Genomic DNA, 20199 nt, shown 5'->3' with positions numbered 1-20199 from the left:
GCCGGTCGTGAGGCAGAGGCTTCACGCCGGCCGCCGGGGGCTAGGCCGGCTTGAGCGAGGGGTGCGCTTGCAGCGCATCGCGTACCGCGCCGGCTGTTGCGTTGACGGTGGCGATGCGCGTCATCAACGCTTCGTTGAGCAGGCGCAGCAAGGCGCTCAGTTCGGTGCGGGTGGGGGTGAGTTCTTCGCTGTCGTTCAGGCCGCTGGTGTCTACGAGCTTTTCTAGGGCGATGTAGGCGCGCATTACCGCGTTGAGGTTGTCGGCGTCGTCGCAGGCTTGCAAAGCGAGGTCGTCGAGAGAGGGGAATGCGGGGTCGTGCCGAGTGGGCGATTGCCCGGGCGCGGATGCAGCTTCAGCCATGAGAGGCCTCCAAGAATTTCGGTTTGCTACAACCGCCGCACCCGCTTCCAAACAGGGGCGGCAGCTCGAACGGGTTGGAAGACCGGGAAACTCTTGCAAGAAACCGGCAGGGCTCGCGCCCTCCCGTCCGAGCCGCCAAAAACTGGCGCGCGAACGAAAAAGCCGCAGACCCTGTGCGGTGGCTGCGGCTTTCGTCGCAGAGTTTCATGCGGGCTTCCAAACCCGATCGCACCTTCTTGCGCGACCGGCGCAGTATATCGAAGCCCATTTCTTCAAGAACGCCCTGCGGTAGCTGCTGAGCTTGAGCAAGACATCAGACCGCTAGCTTCACTCGTCTTCCCACGTACGCCATGCGAGCTGACACAAACAGCACCACGCGCCCGCGCAGATGCTGATCTACCTACTTGGACACGTCGCTCGAAGCGTGTACATTCTCGAAAGAAATATGCAGTTACTGCATTTCAAATCTCAAACAATCCCAAATACATGTCATCGATCGAAAAACAATAAAAATGTCAAAAATTATATGGGTGATCGCGATAGTGTTTTTAACGATCACTGGCGGCGGACTTCTTTCATGGTTTAAGCCTCCAGCAGAAAGACAGCCTATTCTCGACGCAATAGCTGTTGCATCCAATTTATTTTCCTTATTCGCAGCAGCACTCGCTATATATTTATATCTCGCCAACAGAGGAAGAATTTCCAAGGCCTTTCAATTGCTTTTGAACTTTTCTTTTCAAACCACTCTTGGCGAACTCAAAGAGAAACTCGAAAGATTAAACGAATACAATGCCTCCGAGCCTACAGAAATAGAAGAGATAAAAAACATTCTTCATGAAATAGCTGGCCAAATTCGCGGCAACTCCAAACTCGATAGTGCCATATCAAAACTGGCAAACAGTGCGGAAAATCTAGCGAGCAATAGAAAAAAGCTTACCGAACAAGCGAAGCGTGCCTTTATCAGTGAGTTGCGAGAACAACTCAGAAATATTCAAGTCGACGCCACCTACAAGACGGAAATAAATAATGAGTAAAATTGTCCAAGCCGTAAATGCAATGATCGCCAATGCAGGTTTAATTTCCAATGTCACTCAAGGCGTGCATGAAATCTTTTTTGCCTACAAGGAAAAATACGTTTGGTCAATCAACAAACGCCAAGATTCGAATTTCTTGTATTTTTATCCTGAAGCACCGGAAATTAGTATGCTGGCCTCATTCGACGATCAAGATGAATGGGAAAGCGTGACCTTTGTTTCATACAACGATGCCGAAATTGGAACACGCGAGGCCAAGGCATCGTTTAGCGAGCTATATACCTTAGTAAAAGAAAAGCTATATGGAATTGATGAAGCGCTGGACGACATAATCTCCGACGGGGATTTGTTTTGACAATGATCCTTGAAAGTAATTAGAGAATTCATCAAGGGATATTTGATAAAAATGGGGCGACATCCAGACCTTTCCTCCATCGATAGACGCATCTGAAAGCGTCCTCAATAGTTGCTTCCGAAGCAACTATCTTCTGCATTACCCCCCATTTATCCGCAAAGGTAACCGCAAGACACTCCTCCTCATCCCAGAAGGAGTGCTCTCATGCCAATCGCCTTACTCGCGCTGACCCTCAGCGCCTTCGCCATCGGAACGACCGAGTTCGTCATCGTTGGCCTCATTCCCACCGTCGCTGCCGACCTCGGCATCGGCCTTCCGTCGGCGGGCCTCTTGGTCAGCCTCTATGCGCTGGGCGTTGCCATTGGCGCGCCGGTGCTCACGGCCCTCACGGGCAAGCTGCCGCGCAAGGCGCTGCTGCTCGGGCTGATGGCCCTCTTCACGGTCGGCAACCTGCTGGCGTGGCAGGCGCCCAGCTATGAATCGCTGATTGCCGCCCGGGTGCTCACGGGGCTGGCGCACGGGGTGTTCTTCTCGATCGGCTCGACGATTGCCACCGGCCTGGTGCCGAAGGAAAAGGCGGCGAGCGCCATCGCGATCATGTTCACGGGCCTCACCGTGGCGCTGGTCACGGGCGTGCCGCTGGGCACGTTCATCGGGCAGCACTTCGGCTGGCGCGAGACTTTCCTGGCGGTGTCGGCGCTGGGCGTGGTCGCCTTCATCGGCAGCTGGATCTTCGTGCCGGGCAACATCCGCCACACGCCGCCGGCCTCGCTGGCGCAACAAGCGAAGGTGCTGGCCGAGCCGCGCCTGCTGCTGGTGTATGCCAAGACGGCCATCGGCTACGGCGGCTCGTTCATTCCGTTCACGTTCCTGGCGCCGATCCTCACCGACGTGTCGGGCTTCAGCGCCGGCGCGGTGGGCTGGGTGATGCTGGTGTACGGCATCTCGGTGGCGGTGGGCAACATCTGGGGCGGCAAGCTGGCCGACCGCATGGGCCCGATTCCGGCGCTGAAGATCATCTTTGCGCTGCTGGCGGCCGTGCTGCTGGTCTTCAACTTCGCGGCGCCGCACAAGTGGCTGGCGCTGGTGGCGGTGCTGATGTGGGGCGCGGTGGCGTTCGGCAACGTGCCGGGGCTGCAGGTGTACGTGGTGAAGCAGGCCGAACGCTTCACGCCGCAGGCGGTGGACGTGGCCTCGGGCCTGAACATCGCGGCCTTCAACCTGGGCATTGCAGGCGCGGCCTGGGCCGGCGGCCTGATCGTGACGCACCTCGGGCTGATGCACACGCCATGGATCGGCGCACTCGTCGTGCTGGTCTCTCTGGCCCTCACGCAGTGGAGCGGCTCGCTCGACCGCCGTGCCGGCATTCCGGTGCGCGCCTCGGGGCCGGTGCCGGTCGGGCACTGAGTCCTCTCTTCTCTTCTTTTTCTTTCTTTGAACACAAGGAACACACACGCCATGACCACGAACATCCACACCCCCATTCCCGCCTTCGGCCTCGGCACCTTCCGCCTGCAGGGCCAGGTGGTGATCGACTCGGTGAAGAACGGCCTCGACCTGGGCTACCGCACGATCGACACGGCGCAGATCTACGGCAACGAAGCCGAGGTGGGCCAGGCCATTGCCGAAAGCGGCGTGGCCCGCAACGACCTGTTCATCACCACCAAGATCTGGACCGACCACTACGCGAAAGACAAGCTGGTGCCCAGCCTGCAAGACAGCCTCGCCAAGCTGCGCACAGACCATGTGGACCTGACGCTGATCCACTGGCCCTCGCCCGCCAACGCGGTGCCGGTGGCGGAGTTCATGGGCGCGCTGGCCGAGGCCAAGGCGCTGGGGCTCACGAAGCAGATCGGCGTGTCGAACTTCAACATCGCGCTGATGCAAGAAGCCATTGCGGCCGTGGGCGCATCGGCCATCGCCACCAACCAGATCGAGCTGCACCCCTACCTGCAGAACCGCAAGGTGGCGGCCTTCGCGCAGAGCCAGGGCATCCGCATCACCTCGTACATGACGCTGGCCTACGGCAAGGTGCTGAACGACCCGGTGATCGGCGCGATTGCCACGGCGCACGGCGCCACGCCCGCGCAGGTGGTGCTGGCCTGGGCGATGCAGCTGGGCTACGCGGTAATTCCGTCGTCGACGAAGCGCGCGAACCTCGAAAGCAACCTGAAGGCGCAGCAACTGACGCTGACCGAGGCCGAGATGGCGCAGATCGCCGCGCTCGAGCGGGGCGAGCGGCTGACCGATCCGCAAGGGCTGTCGCCGGCGTGGGACTGAGGCGCTGGCGCGGGGCGTAGCGCCGCGCGGCAGAATGCAGTGACCCCTCGGGGCGCCCCTACGGGCGCCCTTTTTCTTCTGCTTCTTTTCGCTTGCCAGCCATGACCGACCTCCACACCCGCATCTCCGACAGCTTCAACGCACAGGGCCTGATGGCCACGCTCGGCGCGCGGCTGGTGCATGTGGGCGACGGCGAGGTGCACATCGAGATGCCGTTTTCAAAAGCGCTGTCGCAGCAGCGCGGCTATGTGCATGCGGGCGCGGTGACGAGCATCGTCGACAGCGCCTGCGGCTACGCGGGGCTCACGAAGGCGCCGCAGGGCTGCGACGTGGTGACGGCGGAGTTCAAGATCAACTTCATGCGGCCCGCGCTGGGCGAACGCTTCCTGGCGGTGGGCCGCGTGCAAAGCTCGGGCAAGCTGCTCGCGGTGTGCACGGGCGAAGTGCGTGCCTTCGCGAAGGCGGGCGACACCGACTACAAGGTGGTGGCGATGATGCAGGCGACCATCGTGAACGTGCCGCAGTAAGCGGACGGCACGCCGCTTCGCGTGGCTAGCAGCGCGGCGTGGTGGCTTCGCTCTGTTCTTGTTGTTGCTGCTGCTTCTGCTGCTCGGCGATCACCGCGCGGCACAGGGCCTGCAGTTCGGCCGCGACGATGTCGGGCGCCCTGCGCAGCTCGGCAATGTCGCGCTCACCGACGCAGTGGCCTTCGAGGCGCACGTAGATGCGACTGAAGTTGCCCCCGAGCGCGCGTGCAATGTCGCGCAGACAATCGGCCACGCTGGCAAAGCCGGTGTGGCTGTACGAGCTGGGCGGGATCACGCCCTTGGAGCGCGGCGCGCGCACGGAATACAGGTACGACGCGCCTTCAGACCGCAGCTCCACCACGGGCTGCAGACCGCGCTGAACCTCGCCGTTGCCTTGCTTTCCTTGCATGGGGCGGAGTGTAAATCTGGCGAAGGCAGAATCTGCCGACCAGGCCGAAGGCCGCTTCGCGAGGGGTGGCTCTTCTTCATTCTTGTCACGGCGACGCGCTCGCATTGCAGCCGCCATTCACACTTTGATCCATGGCCAATCGCTCTTACCTCTACAGCCTCACCAACCGGCCCACGGCGTACACGGACCGACCCGAAACAATCTCGGGCCTGTCCGAATGGAACTACGACATTCCGTTCATGTACCGCCTGCTGATGTCGGGCGATCCGCAGTTGTGCGCGTCTCTGATCTCCGACGGCCTCGACAGCGACGAGGGGGATGAGAAGGTCAGGCTGTACGCGATCAGCGGCCGCTTCGAGCCGGGCTTTGCGCGGGTGAAGCGGCTCATCGACATCATGCGGTACCTGGCGGCGCAGGCGCCGGTGCCTGCGCCCGCAGTAGCACCCGTCGTGGCCGCGCCGAAGGCCACGTCGTTCGTCGACCGGCTCAAGGGCTGGTTCTCGCCATCCGCCGCACCGAAGGCACCGCCTGCGGCTGCCGCGCGCGCAGCGGCCACACCCGCGACGGGCTCGACGCAGCTGCCGGGCTGGCTGGACGAGACCCTGGCGTTTCTCGAAGCCCACCGCAACGAGCACCTGCTGCTGGAGACGGTCGAGCTCGACACCATGACCGAATCGGAAGAAGCCCCGCTGCGGGCCTGCGTCGAGAAGGAGCTTGCCCGCTGCCAGCAGGCCGGCGCCGCGCTCGATGCGCTGCCGCAAGACATCGCGGCGGCGGCGCAGGTGCTGCGCGAAGCCGGTGCGAAAAAACAGGCGGCTCCGCTCGACGCGTTCTTCGGGCTGCGCTTCGACGACGACTGCGACAGCACGCGCAGCCGCGCCACGGAATATCCGCTGGGGCTGCAGTGGTACGACGTGCTGTACTTCGGCCTGCTCAACCGTGCCGAGTTCGAAGCGGCCACGCGCGGCGACGCTGCCGCCGCGTAGCGTTTCAGTCGCCGCGTCGCGGCTCGGCCCACGCCGACAGGATGCGCACGGCCTCGGCGTCCATCTTCTGTTCGGCCGGCTGCGCACGCGCGGCCAGCGGTGCGCCGGCTTCGGCGCGCAGCACGTCGACGTCGATGGGGTGACGCGCTTCCACGGTCACGCCTTTGAAGGCGTCGCCCGACTGCGCGAGCGTGGCCGCGTAGTACAGCTGGCCGATGCCCGCGATGTGCATGGCCGCCACGCACATGGCGCAGGGTTCGCACGAGGTGTAGAGCTCGCAGCCCGACAGGTCGACGGTGCCCAGCCGGCGACAGGCATCGCGAATGGCTTCGACCTCGCCGTGCGAGGTGGGGTCGTGGTGCGCGACGGAATGGTTGAAGCCCTCGCCCACCACCTCGCCGTTCTTGACGACGACGGCGCCGAAGGGCTCGGTGCCGGGTTCCTGGAGCGCCCGGGCCGAGAGGGCCAGGGCGCGTTGCATGAAGTGTTCTTGGTACATGGGTCGGATCTCCTGGGGTCTCAAGCCTTGCGGGCCTGGTCGATGGGGGACGGCGCGGGCGCGGCCTGCACACCGAACAGGCCGGCAGTGGCACTCGCGTAGCGGCGCGGGTCGAAGCGCAGCACGGCGGGCAGCAGCAGCACGGTGACGGCGGCCAGGTAGGCCCAGGCCATGGTGAAGCCGCCGGTCTGCTCGCGCACCCAGCCGGTGACGAAGGGCGCGAGCGCCGCGATCATGAAGCCCACGCCCTGCATGAAGCCCGCGAGCGCGCCGGCCTGCGCGGGGTCGGGCCGGTGGTCGAGCGCGAGCACCATGCACAGCGAGAACGCACCGCCCAAACCGGCGCCGAGCACGACGGCGATGACGGCCGCCGGCACGGGCAGCGCAAGCCCCAGCGCCGCAAAGCCCGCGAGCTGCGCGAGCAGCGCGCCAACCAGCCAGCGCCGCAGGTCGCGCTGGCCGCCGCGCCGCGCGAGCGCCGGCAGGGTGAGCGCGCCGACGACCTGCGCCAGCGTCATGAGCGCGAGCACGGCGCCGCCCTGCTGCGCCGTCCAGCCGCGCTCGGCATGGAAGTAATGCGGCAGCCACGCGACGAGGCTGGTGTAGCCGCCGTTGATGAGGCCGAAGCACAGCGCCAGCAGCCACGCGCGGCGGTGGCCAAAACAGCGCAGCCAGGCGCGGTCGAGCGAGGGGTCGGCGGCGCGCACAGATGACGACGCGGACGGCAGCTGCCGCGCGCCGCGCAGCCAGGCCGCCAGCGCCACGACCGCGAGCACCGCCCACATCGCGAGGCCGGCGTGCCAGTCGAGTTGCGCATCGCCGCCCACGGCGCGCGCGAGCCACGGGCTGGCCATGGCGCCGAGCCCGCCGCCGCCCATGATGGCGGCCGAATAGAGCCCCGTCATGAGGCCCAGCCGCGCGGGGTAGGCCTGCTTGACCACGCCGGGCATGAGCGCCTGCACCAGCCCCACGCCCGCGCCCGCGAGCGCAGCGCTCCACAGCAGCGCCGCGGCGCCGCCCGCCACGTAGCGGCCGGCGCAGGCCAGCGCGATGGCGCCGAGCCCGAGCGCGATGCCGCCGCGCGCGCCCAGGCGCTGGCCCACGGCCGCGCCCGACAGCGACACCGCGCCCATCGCGAACATCGGCAGCACGGTGAGCAGCGCGACGGCATGGAAGCCGATGCCGGTGGCGGCGCGGATCGGTTCGAGCAAGGGGCTGCTCGACGTGAGAAAGGCGCGCAGGTTGAGCGCCACCAGCACGACCACGCAGGCGAAGAAGACCGGGCCCGCGCCGGTGCGCGAGCTGTCGGTTGCAGGGCGTGCGGCGCGGCTCACGCGGGCACGGCGCCGGGCACGAGCGTGCCGTGGCGCGCGACCACGCGGCCGCCCGACACCACGAGCTTGCGCACCGGGCGGCCCACCACGGCCTGCGCGGGCGTTTGCGCGTCGACCAGCACGAGGTCGGCGCGGCAGCCCACGTCGAGCCCGTAGGCCGCGAAGCCGCAGCCGTGCGCGCCGGAATGGGTGACGGTGTCGAGCGCCACTTCGAGCTCGTCGTCGCGGCGCAGGTTGTAGCGCAGGCCGATGAGCATGGCGCGCTCGAGCATGTCGGGGTTGCCGTAGGGCGACCAGGTGTCGCGGATGCCGTCGTTGCCGCCGAGCACAGTGACGCCGGCGGCGCGGCACGCCATGAGCGGCGGCACGTTGCGCGAGGCCGGCGCGCTGGTGATGAGCACCACGCCCAACTTGGCCATGCGCGCGAGCAACGCGTCGCGCTCGCGTTCGCTCACGTCGCCCAGGCAGAAGCCGTGGCTGATCGCGACCTGGCCCTGCATGCCGAGCGCTTCGGTGCGCTGCAGGATCAGCTCGAGCGAGAAGGCGCCCATGGCGCCGGGCTCGTGCAGGTGGATGTCGACGGGGCGCTGGTGCTTGTGGGCGATGCCGAAGAGCACGTCGAGCGACTTCACGGGGTCGCCGTCGATGGCACAGGGGTCGAGGCCGCCGAGCACGTCGGCGCCCAGGGCCAGCGACTGGTCGAGCAGCTCAGCGGTGCCGGCGCGCCCGAGCAGGCCCGACTGCGGAAACGCGACGACCTGGATCTGCTGCACCTCGCGCAGCGTCTCGCGCGTGCGCAGCGTGCCTTCGAGGTGGCGCAGGCCGGCTTGCGTGTCGACGTCGACGTGCGTGCGCAGGCGCGTGGTGCCGAGCGCGAGAAAGGCCTTGGCCAGCACCAGCGACTGGGCGGCGGCGTCGTGCCCGCTGGCGTGGCGGAAGGCGCGCTCGTTCTCGATCTTGTCGGTGAGGTTCGTGCCGACCTCGTTGCGGTACCAGTCCATGCCCCACATGGTCTTGTCGAGGTGGGTGTGGCCTTCGACGAGGCCGGGCAGCAGCAAGGCGCCCTCGCCGTCTTCGACGGTGGCGCCGGCCGGCGTGGCCAGCGCCGCGCCGATCTCGGCAATGCGGCCGTCGTGCACGCGCACGTCGACAGGAGACGCGCCCAGGGGGCGCACGTTGCGGATCAGGAGCTGCGAGGTCATTCGGTTTCGTTCGTGGGTCAGGGGCAAGAGAAGACCGGTCAGGCGGGTTGCGCCGCCACGGTGCGCGGCAGCACGCGCGGCGTGACGAGCGCCACCGCCACGAAGACCAGCGCGTTGACCGCCAGCGCCACCAGCCCGGTGTTGAGCGACTTGAAGACCACGGGCGCCGCCGGGAACAGCGTGCCCAGGTTCGCGCCGGTGGTCATCGTGAAGGCCAGCACCGCACCGCCCGCGAGGATGCCCGCAAAGGCCGCGTGCTTGCTGCCGAAGGGTTTCTTCAGCAGGCTGAACAGCAGCGAGGGCAGCAGCTGCGTGAGCAGGCTCGACGCAAAGATGGCCACGGCCACGATGGTGGTGCCGCCGCGCAGCACGAAGTACACAGCCACCAATGCGAACAAGGGCAGCACGCCGCGCGCCACGCGCGAGACCTGCTTGTCGGTGGCATGGGGCGCGAAGCCTTCCTTGTAGACGTTCTTGCCGATCACCGTGGAAGCCGTCAGCAAGATCATCGAGCCCGGCACCAGCGCGGTGAGCACGCCCGTGCCGCCGATCACGCCCACGAACCACGGGTCGAAGGTGTGCTTCACGAGGCCGAACAGGGCCAGGTCGACCTCGGAGCCCTTGAGCCCCGGCACCTGCAGGATGGCCGCGAAGCCCACCAGGAACAGGAAGGCGATGACCACCTGGTACAGCGGCATCAGGATGGTGTTGCGGCGCACCGCGCTCGCACTGCGCGCGGCGTACACCGAGGTCAGGTTGAACGGGTACAGGTAGTAGCCCAGCGCCGTGAGCAGGATGGTCGAGTTGTACCAGGTGAGGTTCAGGCCCTCTTTCGGAAACTCGAAGAAGCTGGGGTTGGCCGCGTGGATGGCGCTGAACATCGGCGTGACGCCGCCGTAGTAGTGCCACGGCAGGTACACGCCCAGGAACACGGCGAGCACGAGGATCAGGATGTCCTTCACGATGGCGATGCTGGCCGAGCCGTGGATGCCCGAGAACAGGATGTAGCTGACCATCACGAGTGTGCCGATCCAGATCGCCACCTGCGGCGCGATGGAGCCGTACGAGGCCTCCGACACGATGATGCCCAGCCCGCGCAACTGGATGGTGAGCAGCGCCACCATGCCCATGAGCGCCACGACGGACACCAGCACGCCGAGCGGGCGGCTGTCGTACTTGTGGGCGAAGAAGTCGGAGAACGACACCAGCTTGTGCGCGGTGGCGTAGCGCCAGATGGCGGGCAGCATCCAGAAGGCCATGAGGTAGGCCAGGCCGCCGTAGGCCAGGATGTAGAAGGCCGGCGAGCCCTTGCTGTACGACCAGCCGCTGGCGCCCAGGAAGGTGAAGGTCGAGAACGACTCGCCCGCCATCAGCAGGAACACCATGATCGTGCCCAGCCCGCGCCCGCCCAGCGCCCATTGCTCCAGGCTCATGGTGCGCCCGCGCCGCGCGAGCACGGCCAGGCCCAGGGCGCCGGCCACGAAGAGCGCGATCACGCCGAGTGCGGCGTTCATCGCGCGTCTCCTGCGGCTTGGGCAGCCTGCGCATCCTGCGCGTCGAGGTCGCCTTCGGCGCGGTCGATGACCACCATGACCAGCGAGGTCAGCACCAGCCAGCTCACGTTCCAGACCATCAGGAAGGGCATGCCGAGCACGAAGGTGGGCGCGACGGACGACAGCCATCCCCCGCTGAAGAAGGCGGCGACCGGCAGCAGGGCCAGCCATTTGGCGAGTTTCATGGGATGTCTCTGTGTGTTCGGGTGGTTGGAAATTCGATCTTCTTTTGGTTAACCATTTTATGTATTTTGGTTAACCAAACGGCGCAAATGGTACGGAGCCGGGCGGGCCGCGTCAATCCGGGGGCTTTCCCGGAGGTGGCGGGGTGCAGGCAATAATCCGCAGGCCCATGCCTGCCGCCACCCGCCGATCCGCCGCGCCCGCCCCTTCGACCGAACCCATCGAGTCCGCTGACGACGCGAACGTGGACGAGCGCGTCTACGCCGCCGTGTCCAAGGCGCTGCTCAGCGGCAAGCTGCGCCCCGGCACGCCGCTGCGCGAGCGCGCGCTGGCCGAGGCGCTGGGCTGCACGCGCGGCGCGGTGCGCAAGGTGCTGGCGCGGCTGGGCTCCGAGAAGCGGCTGGTGCTGGAGCACAACCGCGGCGCCTTCGTGCCCAACCCGTCGATCGACGACATGCGCGGCATCTACCGCGCGCGCCGCATCGTGGAAGCCGGGCTGGTCGCCACGCTGTTCGGCCGGCTGGCGCGCGAGCAGGTGGCCGCGCTGCGCAAGCACGTGCAGGCGGAGCAGAAGGCGTTCAAGGAAGGCCGGCGCGAGGACGCGATCCGCCTGGCCGGCGACTTCCACCTGCTGCTGGCGCAGATGGCGGGCAGCGACGAGCTGCTGTCGTACATCCGGCGGCTGATTGCGAACACCGAGCTGTACAAGGCGCTGTACGACTCGGCCGAGGCCGCGAGCTGCGCGCCGCGTGAGCACGAACAGATCATCGAAGCGCTCATGGGCGACTCGCTCGACGCCGCGCTGGCCGTGGCGCTGGAGCACCTGGACGAGCTGGAGCAGCGCGTGATCGCGGGCGCGGCGGCGGAGCAGGAAGTCGACCTGGCGGCGCTGCTGAACGGCGCTGCGCCGGCGCGAAGCCACGGGCACGATCACTGAGGCTTCGCGCGCACGTTTCGCCCACATTTCGTCCACGAGCGAAGTGTCGAGGGGCCGGTCTCGCGAAGATCGGCGCACCATGCCAACGACCCCGCTCGCCGCTTCAGTCCGACCCCACACTCCCGCTTTCGAATGGGCGCTGCTCGCGGTGCTCGCGACCTGCTGGGGCGCCTCGTACACCTTCATCAAGATCGGCGTGGCGACGATCCCGCCGGTCACGCTGATCGCAGCACGCACCCTGATCGCCGGGTTGCTGCTGCTCGCGGTGCTGCGCGTGCGCGGCGTGCGCTTGCCCAAAGACGGCGCGACATGGCGGCGCTTCGCGCTGCAGGCTTGTCTGAACAGCGTGCTGCCGTTCACGCTGATCGCGTGGGCCGAACGCAGCGTGGATGCGGGGCTGGCGACCATCCTCAACTCGACCTCGCCGATCTTCATCTTCCTGCTGGGCTGGGGCCTGGGCGGGTCGGGCAAGCCCACGCTGCAGCGGCTCTTCGGCGTGGGGGCGGGGCTGGCGGGCATCTGCCTGATCGTGGGCTTCGAGGCCCTGCAGGGGCTGGGTCATTCGCTGCTGGCGCAGTTGGCGCTGGTGGTGGCCGCCGTCTGCTACGGCTGCGCCGCGATGTTCGGCCGCGTGTTCAAGGGCCTGGACCCGATGGTGCCCGCGGCCGGCTCGCTGTTGAGCGGCGCGGCCCTGCTCGTGCCCGCGAGCCTGGCGATCGACAGGCCCTGGACGCTCACCCCCTCAGCCGCCTCGATGCTCGCCGTGCTGGCGCTGGCGGTGCTCTCAACGGCGCTGGCCTTCACGATCTACTTCCGGCTCATCAAGACGCTGGGGCCGATGTCGACCTCGGCGCAGGCCTACCTGCGCGTGCCCATCGGCGTGACGATCGGCGTGGTGTTTCTGGGCGAGACGCTGGCGGCCACGGCGTGGGTCGGGCTGGCCTGCGTGGTGGTGGGCGTGGTCGCGATGTCGATGCCCGACACACAACTTTTGCGCCGGGGCCTTCGTTTTTTACGCGGCTTTTAGACCCGCGCTTCTACGCTGCCGGCTCCTCCATCCGTTAGCGAATTCTTTCGATGAAACACCTCCTTCGCACCGCCCTGCCGGTGCTCGTTCTTCCCACCCTTTTTGCCCTGCCGGTGCTCGCCAATGCGCAGCTCACGGGCAACGTGGCGCTGACCACGAACTACAAGTTCCGCGGCCAGGACCAGGACATGCTGGGCAAGAACGACTACGCCAAGACCCGCGGCTTCAAGCCCGCCGTGCAGGGCGGCTTCGACTACGCCTTCGGCGACAGCGGCTTCTACGTCGGCAACTGGAATTCGAGCGTCAACTGGCTCAAGGGCAACAGCCTCGAGAGCGACCTGTACGGCGGCTACAAGTTCAAGGCCGGCCCGCTCGACATGGACGTGGGCGCCCTCACCTACCTGTACCCGGGCAATTCGACGGGCAACACGACGGAGCTGTACGCCAGCGCGGGCTACACCGACGCCACGCTCGGGTCGTTCACGCTGAAGTACTCGCACACGGTGTCGAAGGACTACTTCGGCTATGCCGGCGCCAAGACCGGCTCGGGCCGCACGGGCCGCAACACCGGCTACCTGAACCTGGCCTACAGCAAGGAGATCGTGCCCAAGGTCACGCTCAAGGCGGCCGTGGGCTACACGAACATGTCGAGCGACATCCGCAGCCTGGGCTACAGGAGCTATGTCGACTACAACGTCGGCGCGACCTACGACTTCGGCAGCGGCCTCACGCTCACGGGCTCGGTGCAGGGCGCGAACAAGAAGAGTTCGTACGTTTCGGTGGCCAACCCGGGCTACGACTACGGTTTCGGCACCGTCGGCCAGACGACCTACTCGCCGAACAAGGCCCGTTTCATCCTCACGCTGACCAAGACCTTGTGATCAGTCGATGCTGATGTTCGCCGCCTTGGCGACCTCGGCCCACTTCACGCGGTTGGCGTGCACGGTCTTCTTGAATTGCGCGGGCGACTCGATGCGCACGGTGTTGCCCTGGCTCTCGAAGCGCTCGCGGATCTCGGGCTGCTCGAGCACCGTCTTCACGGCGGCGTTGAGCTTGTCGACGATGTGCGCGTCGGTGCCCTTGGGCGCGAAGATGCCGAACCAGATGGCGCTGTCGAAGCCCTTGGTGCCGGGCAGGCCGCTGGAGGCGATGGTCGGCACCTCCTTCACGGCCGGCACCGCCGTGGCGGTGGTCACGCCCAGCAGGCGCACCTTGCCGGCCTTGTAGTGCGGCAGCACGGTCTGCACCTGGTTCATGATGCAGCAGGTCTCGCCGCGCACCACCGAGGTGATGGCCTCGGGGCCGCCCTTGTAGGGCACGTGGACCATGTTCAGGCCCAGGCGCGAGTTGAATTCGGCGAAGGCCATGTGCGTGCCCGCGCCGTTGCCGGTGGAGGCGTAGTTGTACTTGCCGGGGTTGGCCTTCACCAGCTCGACGAACTCCTTGAGCGTGCGCACGTTGATCACGTCGGGGTTGATGGTGAGCACGTTCGACACGTCGAGCACGGGCGCCACGGGCACGAAGTCGGCCTCCACGTCGAAGGGCAGCTTCTTGTACAGCGCCGCGTTGCTGCCGTGCGTGGCGGCGGTGCCGAACGAGAGCGTGTAGCCGTCGGGCTTGGCATGGGCGACGTACTCGCTGGCGATGTTGCCGGCCGCGCCCGACTTGTAGTCGATGATCACGGGCTTGCCGAGCTGGCGCGACAGCGGCTCCTGGATGGCGCGGGCGACCACGTCGACGCCCGAGCCGGCCGGGAAGCCCATGATCAGTGTGACGGGTTGTTGCGGCCAATCGGGCTGGGCCAGCGCCAGGGTCGATGCGGCGGCGGTGCAGAGCAAGGCGCCTGCGGCCAGCAGGGCGCGACGCGGGAAGGGAGAATGGGCCATGTCGGTCTTTCTTCGAGGCGGACGGTGCAGGCGCCGATTGTGGCGCGCGGCTGATATCTGTTTGCACATGTGCTTATGCACCGCGCCCCTTGCCTCTCCATAATCGCTCCATGGTCCGCCCCACACAACAACTCCACACCCATCGCGAACCGGTGCCCGTGCGCGCCGCCGCCACCGTCCTGCTGCTGCGCGACACCGACGCCGGCCTGGAGGTCCTCATGACCCGCCGCTCGGCCACCGCGAGCTTCGCACCTGGCGCCTACGTCTTTCCGGGGGGCCACATCGACGCGGCCGACGCCGCCGCCGCGCGCATCGCGGCACGCCGCGCCACGCAGAGCGACACGCAGCACACGCAGGCCATCGCCGCGATCCGCGAGGCCTTCGAAGAACTCGGCATCCTGCTGGCCCGCCACGCCGACGGTCGCGCGGTGAGCGCCGGCGAGGTCGCCGCCATGGACCGCAACGCCACCGCCGGCACGGCCTTCGCCGACCAGTGCGCCGCGCGCGGCCTGGTGCTGTCGGCCGACCAGGTCTTCACCTTCGCGCACTGGATCACCGACCGCGACCTGCCCAAGCGCTTCGACGTGCCCTTCCTGGTGGCGCGCATGCCCGAGGGCCAGGTGCCCACGGCCGACGAGAGCGAGCAGTTCGAGCCCTGCTGGGTGCGCCCGGCCGACGCGCTGGCGCGCCACGAGGCGGGCAGCTTCTTCATGATCTTCCCGACCATCCGCACGCTGCAGCGCATGGCGGCCTACGCGACGGTCGACGCGGTGCTCGCGGCCTGCGCGCCCGGAGCCGACGGCCAGGAGAAGCCGCTGTGGACCAGCTGCCCGCGCGCCGGCCTGCTCAAGGGCGAGGACGCGCGCTACATGGAACACGAGTCGCCCTTCGGCGAGCTCGCGCTGGTGTGCCCCGACGGCCAGATCGCGCACGCGCTCGACTGGCAGAGCACGCAGCCCGTGGCGCTGCTGAAGAACGTGCAGCGCCTCACCGCGCCGAACCCCAGCGCCATGACCGGCCCGGGCACCAACACCTACCTCGTGGGCGACGCGGCCACCGGCTACCTCGTGATCGACCCGGGCCCGAACGACGCCACGCACCTGGCACGGCTGATCGAAGCCACGCAAGGCGACATCCGCCTCATCGTCTGCACGCACTCGCACGCCGACCACTCGCCGGGCGCCGCGCCGCTGCAGGCGCTGTGCGCGGCGGGGCGCAAGCCGCCGATCCTCGGGCTGTCGTCGGCGCCCACGGCCCGTTCCACCGCGCGCTTCAGCGCCGAGCGCGAGCTGGCTGACGGCGAACGGCTGGTGCTCTCGGGCACCGCGCCCGACGGCACGCCACTCACGCACACGCTGCGCGCCATCCACACGCCCGGCCACGCGGCCAACCACCTGTGCCTGGTGCTCGAAGAAGATGGCCTGCTGTTCTCGGGCGACCACATCCTGAACGGCAGCACGACGGTGGTCGATCCGCCGGACGGCGACATGACGGCCTACCTCGATTCGCTCGACAAGCTTGACGCGGCCTGCGCGGCCGGCGGCATCGACTTCATCCTGCCGGCGCACGGCTACGTGATCGGCTTTGCGCGCACCGCCATCGCGCACCTGAAGGCGCACCGCCTCAAGCGCGAGGCCAAGATCGCCGCCGCGATGCAGCGGCTGCCCGACGGCACGCCCGAGCAGTGGCTGCCGCTCGCCTACGACGACGTGCCCGAGCGCATGTGGCCGGTGGCCGCGCGTTCGCTGGCGGCGCACGTGGCGCGCATCCGTCAACTGGCTGACGCGCGATGAACCGCTCGAACCGCCCCTCGGCACCCGACGACGAAGGCGTGCGCCTGGCCAAGCGCGTGGCCGCCATGGCCCAGGTGTCGCGCCGCGAGGCCGAGCTGCTCATCGAAAACGGCGCGGTGCGCGTGGACGGCGTGCCCGCCCTGCTGCCACAGTCGCGCGTGCAGCCGCACCAGCAGGTCGAGATCGCCGCCGGCGCGCGGCCCGAGCCCGTGGTGCCGGTGACGATGGTGCTCTACAAGCCCGCCGGCATGCCGACCGACAACGCCCACCAGCTGCTGGTGGCCGCCAACCACCACGAGCCCGAGCGCGAGGGCCAGCGTTTTCTGCCGGCGCATGCGCGCGGCCAGCGCTGCATGACGCCGCTCGAAACCGGCGCCAGCGGCCTCGTGGCCTACACGCAGGAGTGGCGCATCGAGCGCAAACTGCAGGAAGACGCGGGCATCCTCGAACACGAAGTGATGGTCGACGTGGCCGGCCCGGTGAGCCCCGAGGTGCTGGCGCGGCTGGAGCGTTCGCCCGCGCGCGTGAGCATCGGCCGGCAGTCGCCCGAGCAGACCGGCCTGCGCTTTGCACTCAAGGGCGCGCGGCCCGGGCAGATCGCGCACATCTGCGACGGCGTGAACCTGCGCATCGTCGGCATGCGGCGCCTGCGCGTGGGCCGTGTCTCGCTGGCCGGGCTGCAGCCGGGCCAGTGGCGCTACCTGGCGCCGCACGAGCGTTTTTGAAAGCGGCTTGAGGACGACGAGGCAGCACCGCAAACTGCCACCTGAAGACAGCGGCCCCGCGCCGCACACGGGAGATACCAGCACCATGAAGTTCGGCACACCGATCCGCACCCTGGCCTGCACCCTGCCCCTGACGCTGCTGGCGGGCTGCAGCTACCTCACGGCCTTGCTGTTCCCCGACGCGCCGGTCGGTTCGCCGACAGAAGCGACGACAGCCGCCCCGCCCGCCGTGGTTTCCAAGGACGGCCTCGCGCCGATCACCGCGGTGCAGGTGGAGCGCATCCGCGAAGCCGTCGGCGGCAAGCCCCCGAGCCCCGCGGTGGGCAAGGTGGTGGGGAGCGCGTCGCCGACCATCGAATCCTTCTTGCGCACCGAAGGCTGCATCACGGCGCGCAACGGCGCGGTGCTCAACCCCTTCGCGGCGCCCGGCCGGCTGTTCGACGGCACAGGCTTCCAGGGCGGGCCGATGGCCGAGATGCAGTACCACGACAAGACCGCCTGCGTGACGGTGCAGCGCATCCAGAACTGGAAGCTGGTGTCGCCCCGGCTGCTGCGTTTCGACGTGGTCTACGTGGGCGACGACGGCGAGGAGCGCGCCATCAAGCGCCACGAGCTGACGCGCCAGCCCAAGGGCGGCTGGCTGTTCACGCGCTGAGCGTTGCGGCCGGCGAGCGGCACGTGCCGCTCAGCGGACGGTCGTGGCGGGCTTGCCTTGTTGGCTTTGTGCGAGCGCGTCATCGGCCGGCTCCCAGCCGCCGCCGAGCGCCATGAACAGCACGACCTGGTCGTCGGCCAGTTGCGCCTCGCTGGCGGCCAATGCGGCGTCGGCGCCGGCCAGTGCGCGTTCGGCGTCGAGCGCGTCGAGGTAGGCGGTGCGGCCGTTGCGGTACAGCTGGCGCGCCTGCGCGGCGACCTTGGCGCTTTCGTCGCGCGAGGCCTGCAGGGCGGCGCGGCGGTCGAGCTCGCGGGCGTAGGTGCCGAGCGCGGTCTCGGTCTCGCGCAGCGCCGTGAGCACGGTGCCGTCGAACTTCGCGAGCGCGGCGCGCGTGCCGGCCTCGGCCTGCGCGATGCGGGCCTGCGCGGCGCCGGTGTTGGGCACGGTCCACGAGATCAGCGGGCCGACGCTCCAGGCCAGCGTGTCCTGGCGGCCGAAGCCGGTGGCATGGCCGGCCGACGAGCCCGACAGGCCCAGCGTGACCTTCGAATAAAGGTCGGCCGTGGCCACGCCGATGCGCGCGGTGGATGCGGCGAGGCTGCGCTCGGCCTGGCGGATGTCGGGGCGGCGGCGCAGCAGCGCGGCGCCGTCCCCCACCGGCAGCGCGCCGGCCACGCGCGGCGGCGTGGTGCAGTCGGCCACCTCGCGCGGAAAGTCCTGCGGCAGTGCGCCGGTGAGCGTGGCCAGGCGGTAGAGCGCGCCCTGGCGCTGGGCCTTCAGCGGCGGCAGCGCGGCGTCGAGTTGCGCGAGCTGGGCGCGCGCGCGGCCGGCGTCGATGGCGCCGGCGCGGCCCGCGCGCTGCAGGCGCTCGGTGACGTTCACGGCGTCTTGTTGCAGCGCGACCGACTTCTGCGCGATCTGCAGCCGCAGGCCGGTCGAGCAGGCTTCGGCGTAGGCGCGCGCGGTGCCGGCCGCGACGTTCACGCGCACGAGGTCGAGCGCGGCTTCGGCGGCCTGGCTGCTGGCGGCCGAAGCCTCGATGGCGCGGCGGATCTGGCCAAACAGGTCGACCTGGTACGACAGCGAGGCACCCGCGCTGTAGTTGAAGGTGTTCGGCGGCTCGTAGCCCTTTTGCAGCAGCGACAGGCCCGACACGTGGCCGAACGAGGGCCCGCCGTTCACGCCGATCGTCGGGTACTTGGCGCCGGCCACTTCGGTTTCGATGGCGCGTTCGCGCTCGAGGTTGGCGACGGCCTGGCGCAGGTCGGTGTTGTGCGCGAGCGCTTGCGTGACGAGCCGGTCGAGCAGCGGGTCGTGGTACAGGCGCCACCAGTGCGCGGGCAGCGGCGCAGCATGGGCCGGAGCTTCGGCGAAAGGCTTGCCGGCAGCGGGCTGGCTGGCCAGCGCCTCGGGCGGCTGCCGGTAGTCGGGGCCGACCGCCGCGCAGGCCGCGAGCCCGGCCGCGACCGCGAGCGAAGCCATGCGAAAGGCGAAGCGGGTCATGGCGGTCATCCCTTCTTCGGCGTGGCGGCCGCGTGGGCCGCGTCGTGTTCGAGGACCTGCACCGTGACCGTCTGGCCGGCCACGAGGCGCGCGCCTTCGGGCAGCGGGTCGAGCTTCACGCGCACCGGGATGCGCTGCGCCAGCCGCACCCAGTTGAAGGTCGGGTTCACGCTGGGCAGCAGGTTGGCGCTGGTGGAGCGGTCGCGGTCGGCGATGCCGGCGGCCACGCTGTCGACCGCGCCTTCGAGCACCGCGCCGCCGCCCATCGGCGTCACGCGCACGCGGTCGCCCAGGTGGATGCGCGGCAGTTTCGTTTCTTCGAAATAGCCCTCGACGTAGAACGACTGCGCATCGACCAGCGCGAGCACCGGCCGGCCGGCGGCGGCGTAGCTGCCCTGGCGCAGGTCGAGGTTGGTGACGAGGCCGTCGGCCGGCGCGCGCACTTCGGCGCGCTGCAGGTTCAGGCGCGCCGAATCGAGCGCCACCTCGGCCTGCGCGACGGCGGCCTGGGCCTGCTCGACGCGGGCACGGGTCTGTTCGCGCGACTCCTTGGACACCAGCTCGTCGAGCCCCGTGTTGCGCGCGTTCTCGCGCTGGGCCTGGGCGCTCACGGCGCGCTGCGCGGCGAGCGCGGCCTGCGCCTGGCGCACGGCGAGGTCGTAGCGCGCGCGGTCCACCTCGAACAGCAGCGTGCCGGCGGCGACCGGCTGGTTGTCGCGGATCGGCACGGCCGTGACGAGGCCCGAGACGTCGGGCGCGATCTGGACGACGTTGGCGCGCACGCGGCCGTCGCGCGTCCACGGTGCGAGCTCGTAGTGGTCCCACAGGCGAAAGCCCGCCCAGACGGCGGCAGCCACCACGGCCACGGTGAGAAGGACGCGCAGCAGGCTCTGGGCCCGAGGGTTGTCTGCGAAGGGGTTGGCTTTCATGGGAATCTCTGTGTGGTTTGC

22 protein-coding genes are annotated in these 20199 nt (G+C 68.4%); 12 read left to right on the top strand and 10 right to left on the bottom strand.

Annotation, left to right across the window (positions count from 1 at the left end; all coding sequences use genetic code 11):
• Positions 1-40: 40 nt before the first annotated feature.
• On the bottom strand, positions 41-361 hold the full coding sequence (locus AC1RL8_RS20905) for a hypothetical protein (protein WP_492686313.1): 321 nt from the start codon (positions 359-361) through the stop codon (positions 41-43).
• A gap of 530 nt (positions 362-891) precedes the next feature.
• On the opposite strand from AC1RL8_RS20905, the gene AC1RL8_RS20900 reads away from it, so the two are divergent.
• The 5 genes from AC1RL8_RS20900 to AC1RL8_RS20880 all read left to right on the top strand — a co-directional run bounded on the left by AC1RL8_RS20900 (position 892) and on the right by AC1RL8_RS20880 (position 4557).
• Positions 892-1395 carry a hypothetical protein gene (locus tag AC1RL8_RS20900; RefSeq protein WP_492686314.1) on the top strand — a complete coding sequence of 168 codons (504 nt, stop codon included), beginning with the start codon at positions 892-894 and terminating at the stop codon, positions 1393-1395.
• Entirely contained in the window at positions 1388-1750 is a 363-nt protein-coding gene (locus tag AC1RL8_RS20895; RefSeq protein ID WP_492686315.1) for a hypothetical protein, read from the top strand. The genes AC1RL8_RS20900 and AC1RL8_RS20895 overlap by 8 nt, the downstream gene beginning before the upstream one ends.
• A 204-nt stretch (positions 1751-1954) precedes the next feature.
• Positions 1955-3157: an MFS transporter gene (locus AC1RL8_RS20890; protein WP_070060146.1), complete on the top strand. Its 1203-nt coding sequence runs from the start codon at positions 1955-1957 to the stop codon at positions 3155-3157.
• A gap of 51 nt (positions 3158-3208) precedes the next feature.
• A complete protein-coding gene (gene dkgB, locus AC1RL8_RS20885) occupies positions 3209-4030 on the top strand; it encodes a 2,5-didehydrogluconate reductase DkgB (RefSeq protein ID WP_492686317.1) in 822 nt (273 codons plus the stop codon).
• 101 nt (positions 4031-4131) lie between these two features.
• Entirely contained in the window at positions 4132-4557 is a 426-nt protein-coding gene (locus tag AC1RL8_RS20880; RefSeq protein ID WP_070060148.1) for a PaaI family thioesterase, read from the top strand.
• 25 nt (positions 4558-4582) lie between these two features.
• On the opposite strand, the gene AC1RL8_RS20875 is transcribed toward AC1RL8_RS20880, so the two are convergent.
• Entirely contained in the window at positions 4583-4966 is a 384-nt protein-coding gene (locus tag AC1RL8_RS20875; RefSeq protein ID WP_492686318.1) for a hypothetical protein, read from the bottom strand.
• 131 nt (positions 4967-5097) lie between these two features.
• Between AC1RL8_RS20875 and AC1RL8_RS20870 the strand changes: the two genes are divergently transcribed.
• Positions 5098-5952: a DUF7822 domain-containing protein gene (locus tag AC1RL8_RS20870; RefSeq protein WP_492686319.1), complete on the top strand. Its 855-nt coding sequence runs from the start codon at positions 5098-5100 to the stop codon at positions 5950-5952.
• A 4-nt stretch (positions 5953-5956) separates the two neighbouring features.
• Here AC1RL8_RS20870 and AC1RL8_RS20865 read toward each other — a convergent pair whose 3' ends face one another.
• Genes AC1RL8_RS20865 through AC1RL8_RS20845 form a run of 5 tightly spaced genes read right to left on the bottom strand, consistent with a single transcriptional unit; the run spans position 5957 to position 10725 of the window.
• Positions 5957-6451 carry a nucleoside deaminase gene (locus AC1RL8_RS20865; protein ID WP_492686320.1) on the bottom strand — a complete coding sequence of 165 codons (495 nt, stop codon included), beginning with the start codon at positions 6449-6451 and terminating at the stop codon, positions 5957-5959.
• 20 nt (positions 6452-6471) lie between these two features.
• Positions 6472-7785, bottom strand: coding sequence for a cyanate transporter (locus AC1RL8_RS20860; RefSeq protein ID WP_492686321.1), 1314 nt, complete (start codon positions 7783-7785; stop codon positions 6472-6474).
• Positions 7782-8987 (bottom strand): amidohydrolase family protein, encoded by a 1206-nt coding sequence (locus AC1RL8_RS20855; protein WP_492686322.1) that lies wholly within the window; start codon positions 8985-8987, stop codon positions 7782-7784. Before AC1RL8_RS20855 ends, AC1RL8_RS20860 begins: the two co-directional genes overlap by 4 nt.
• Before the next feature lie 38 nt (positions 8988-9025).
• A complete protein-coding gene (locus AC1RL8_RS20850; RefSeq protein WP_095743585.1) occupies positions 9026-10501 on the bottom strand; it encodes a sodium:solute symporter family protein in 1476 nt (491 codons plus the stop codon).
• Complete coding sequence (locus tag AC1RL8_RS20845) at positions 10498-10725, bottom strand: DUF3311 domain-containing protein (protein WP_159273847.1); 228 nt, start codon at positions 10723-10725, stop codon at positions 10498-10500. The genes AC1RL8_RS20850 and AC1RL8_RS20845 overlap by 4 nt, the downstream gene beginning before the upstream one ends.
• A gap of 167 nt (positions 10726-10892) precedes the next feature.
• Here AC1RL8_RS20845 and AC1RL8_RS20840 point away from each other — a divergent pair, with 167 nt between their 5' ends.
• The 3 genes from AC1RL8_RS20840 to AC1RL8_RS20830 all read left to right on the top strand — a co-directional run bounded on the left by AC1RL8_RS20840 (position 10893) and on the right by AC1RL8_RS20830 (position 13568).
• Positions 10893-11660 carry a GntR family transcriptional regulator gene (locus AC1RL8_RS20840; RefSeq protein WP_307582963.1) on the top strand — a complete coding sequence of 256 codons (768 nt, stop codon included), beginning with the start codon at positions 10893-10895 and terminating at the stop codon, positions 11658-11660.
• Positions 11661-11739: 79 nt separating this feature from the next.
• Positions 11740-12687 carry a DMT family transporter gene (locus AC1RL8_RS20835; RefSeq protein ID WP_492686323.1) on the top strand — a complete coding sequence of 316 codons (948 nt, stop codon included), beginning with the start codon at positions 11740-11742 and terminating at the stop codon, positions 12685-12687.
• Between the two features lie 50 nt (positions 12688-12737).
• A complete protein-coding gene (locus AC1RL8_RS20830; RefSeq protein ID WP_492686324.1) occupies positions 12738-13568 on the top strand; it encodes a TorF family putative porin in 831 nt (276 codons plus the stop codon).
• On the opposite strand, the gene AC1RL8_RS20825 is transcribed toward AC1RL8_RS20830, so the two are convergent.
• Positions 13569-14573: a Bug family tripartite tricarboxylate transporter substrate binding protein gene (locus tag AC1RL8_RS20825; RefSeq protein WP_095743580.1), complete on the bottom strand. Its 1005-nt coding sequence runs from the start codon at positions 14571-14573 to the stop codon at positions 13569-13571. It abuts the gene before it with no gap.
• Between the two features lie 110 nt (positions 14574-14683).
• On the opposite strand from AC1RL8_RS20825, the gene AC1RL8_RS20820 reads away from it, so the two are divergent.
• From AC1RL8_RS20820 to AC1RL8_RS20810, 3 genes are all read left to right on the top strand, one after another.
• On the top strand, positions 14684-16366 hold the full coding sequence (locus AC1RL8_RS20820; RefSeq protein WP_492686325.1) for an MBL fold metallo-hydrolase: 1683 nt from the start codon (positions 14684-14686) through the stop codon (positions 16364-16366).
• On the top strand, positions 16363-17091 hold the full coding sequence (locus AC1RL8_RS20815; protein ID WP_492686326.1) for an RNA pseudouridine synthase: 729 nt from the start codon (positions 16363-16365) through the stop codon (positions 17089-17091). The genes AC1RL8_RS20820 and AC1RL8_RS20815 overlap by 4 nt, the downstream gene beginning before the upstream one ends.
• A gap of 85 nt (positions 17092-17176) precedes the next feature.
• Positions 17177-17746, top strand: coding sequence for a hypothetical protein (locus tag AC1RL8_RS20810; protein ID WP_369631219.1), 570 nt, complete (start codon positions 17177-17179; stop codon positions 17744-17746).
• 30 nt (positions 17747-17776) lie between these two features.
• Here AC1RL8_RS20810 and AC1RL8_RS20805 read toward each other — a convergent pair whose 3' ends face one another.
• Both AC1RL8_RS20805 and AC1RL8_RS20800 read right to left on the bottom strand, forming a co-directional pair.
• Positions 17777-19258: an efflux transporter outer membrane subunit gene (locus AC1RL8_RS20805; protein ID WP_492686327.1), complete on the bottom strand. Its 1482-nt coding sequence runs from the start codon at positions 19256-19258 to the stop codon at positions 17777-17779.
• A complete protein-coding gene (locus AC1RL8_RS20800; protein WP_095743575.1) occupies positions 19255-20178 on the bottom strand; it encodes an efflux RND transporter periplasmic adaptor subunit in 924 nt (307 codons plus the stop codon). Before AC1RL8_RS20800 ends, AC1RL8_RS20805 begins: the two co-directional genes overlap by 4 nt.
• Positions 20179-20199 lie beyond the last annotated feature (21 nt).

This window comes from Variovorax sp. GW822-FHT04E09, assembly GCF_058800845.1.
Note: the sequence above shows the minus strand (reverse complement) of the source record. Positions and strands in the feature narration are given on the sequence as shown.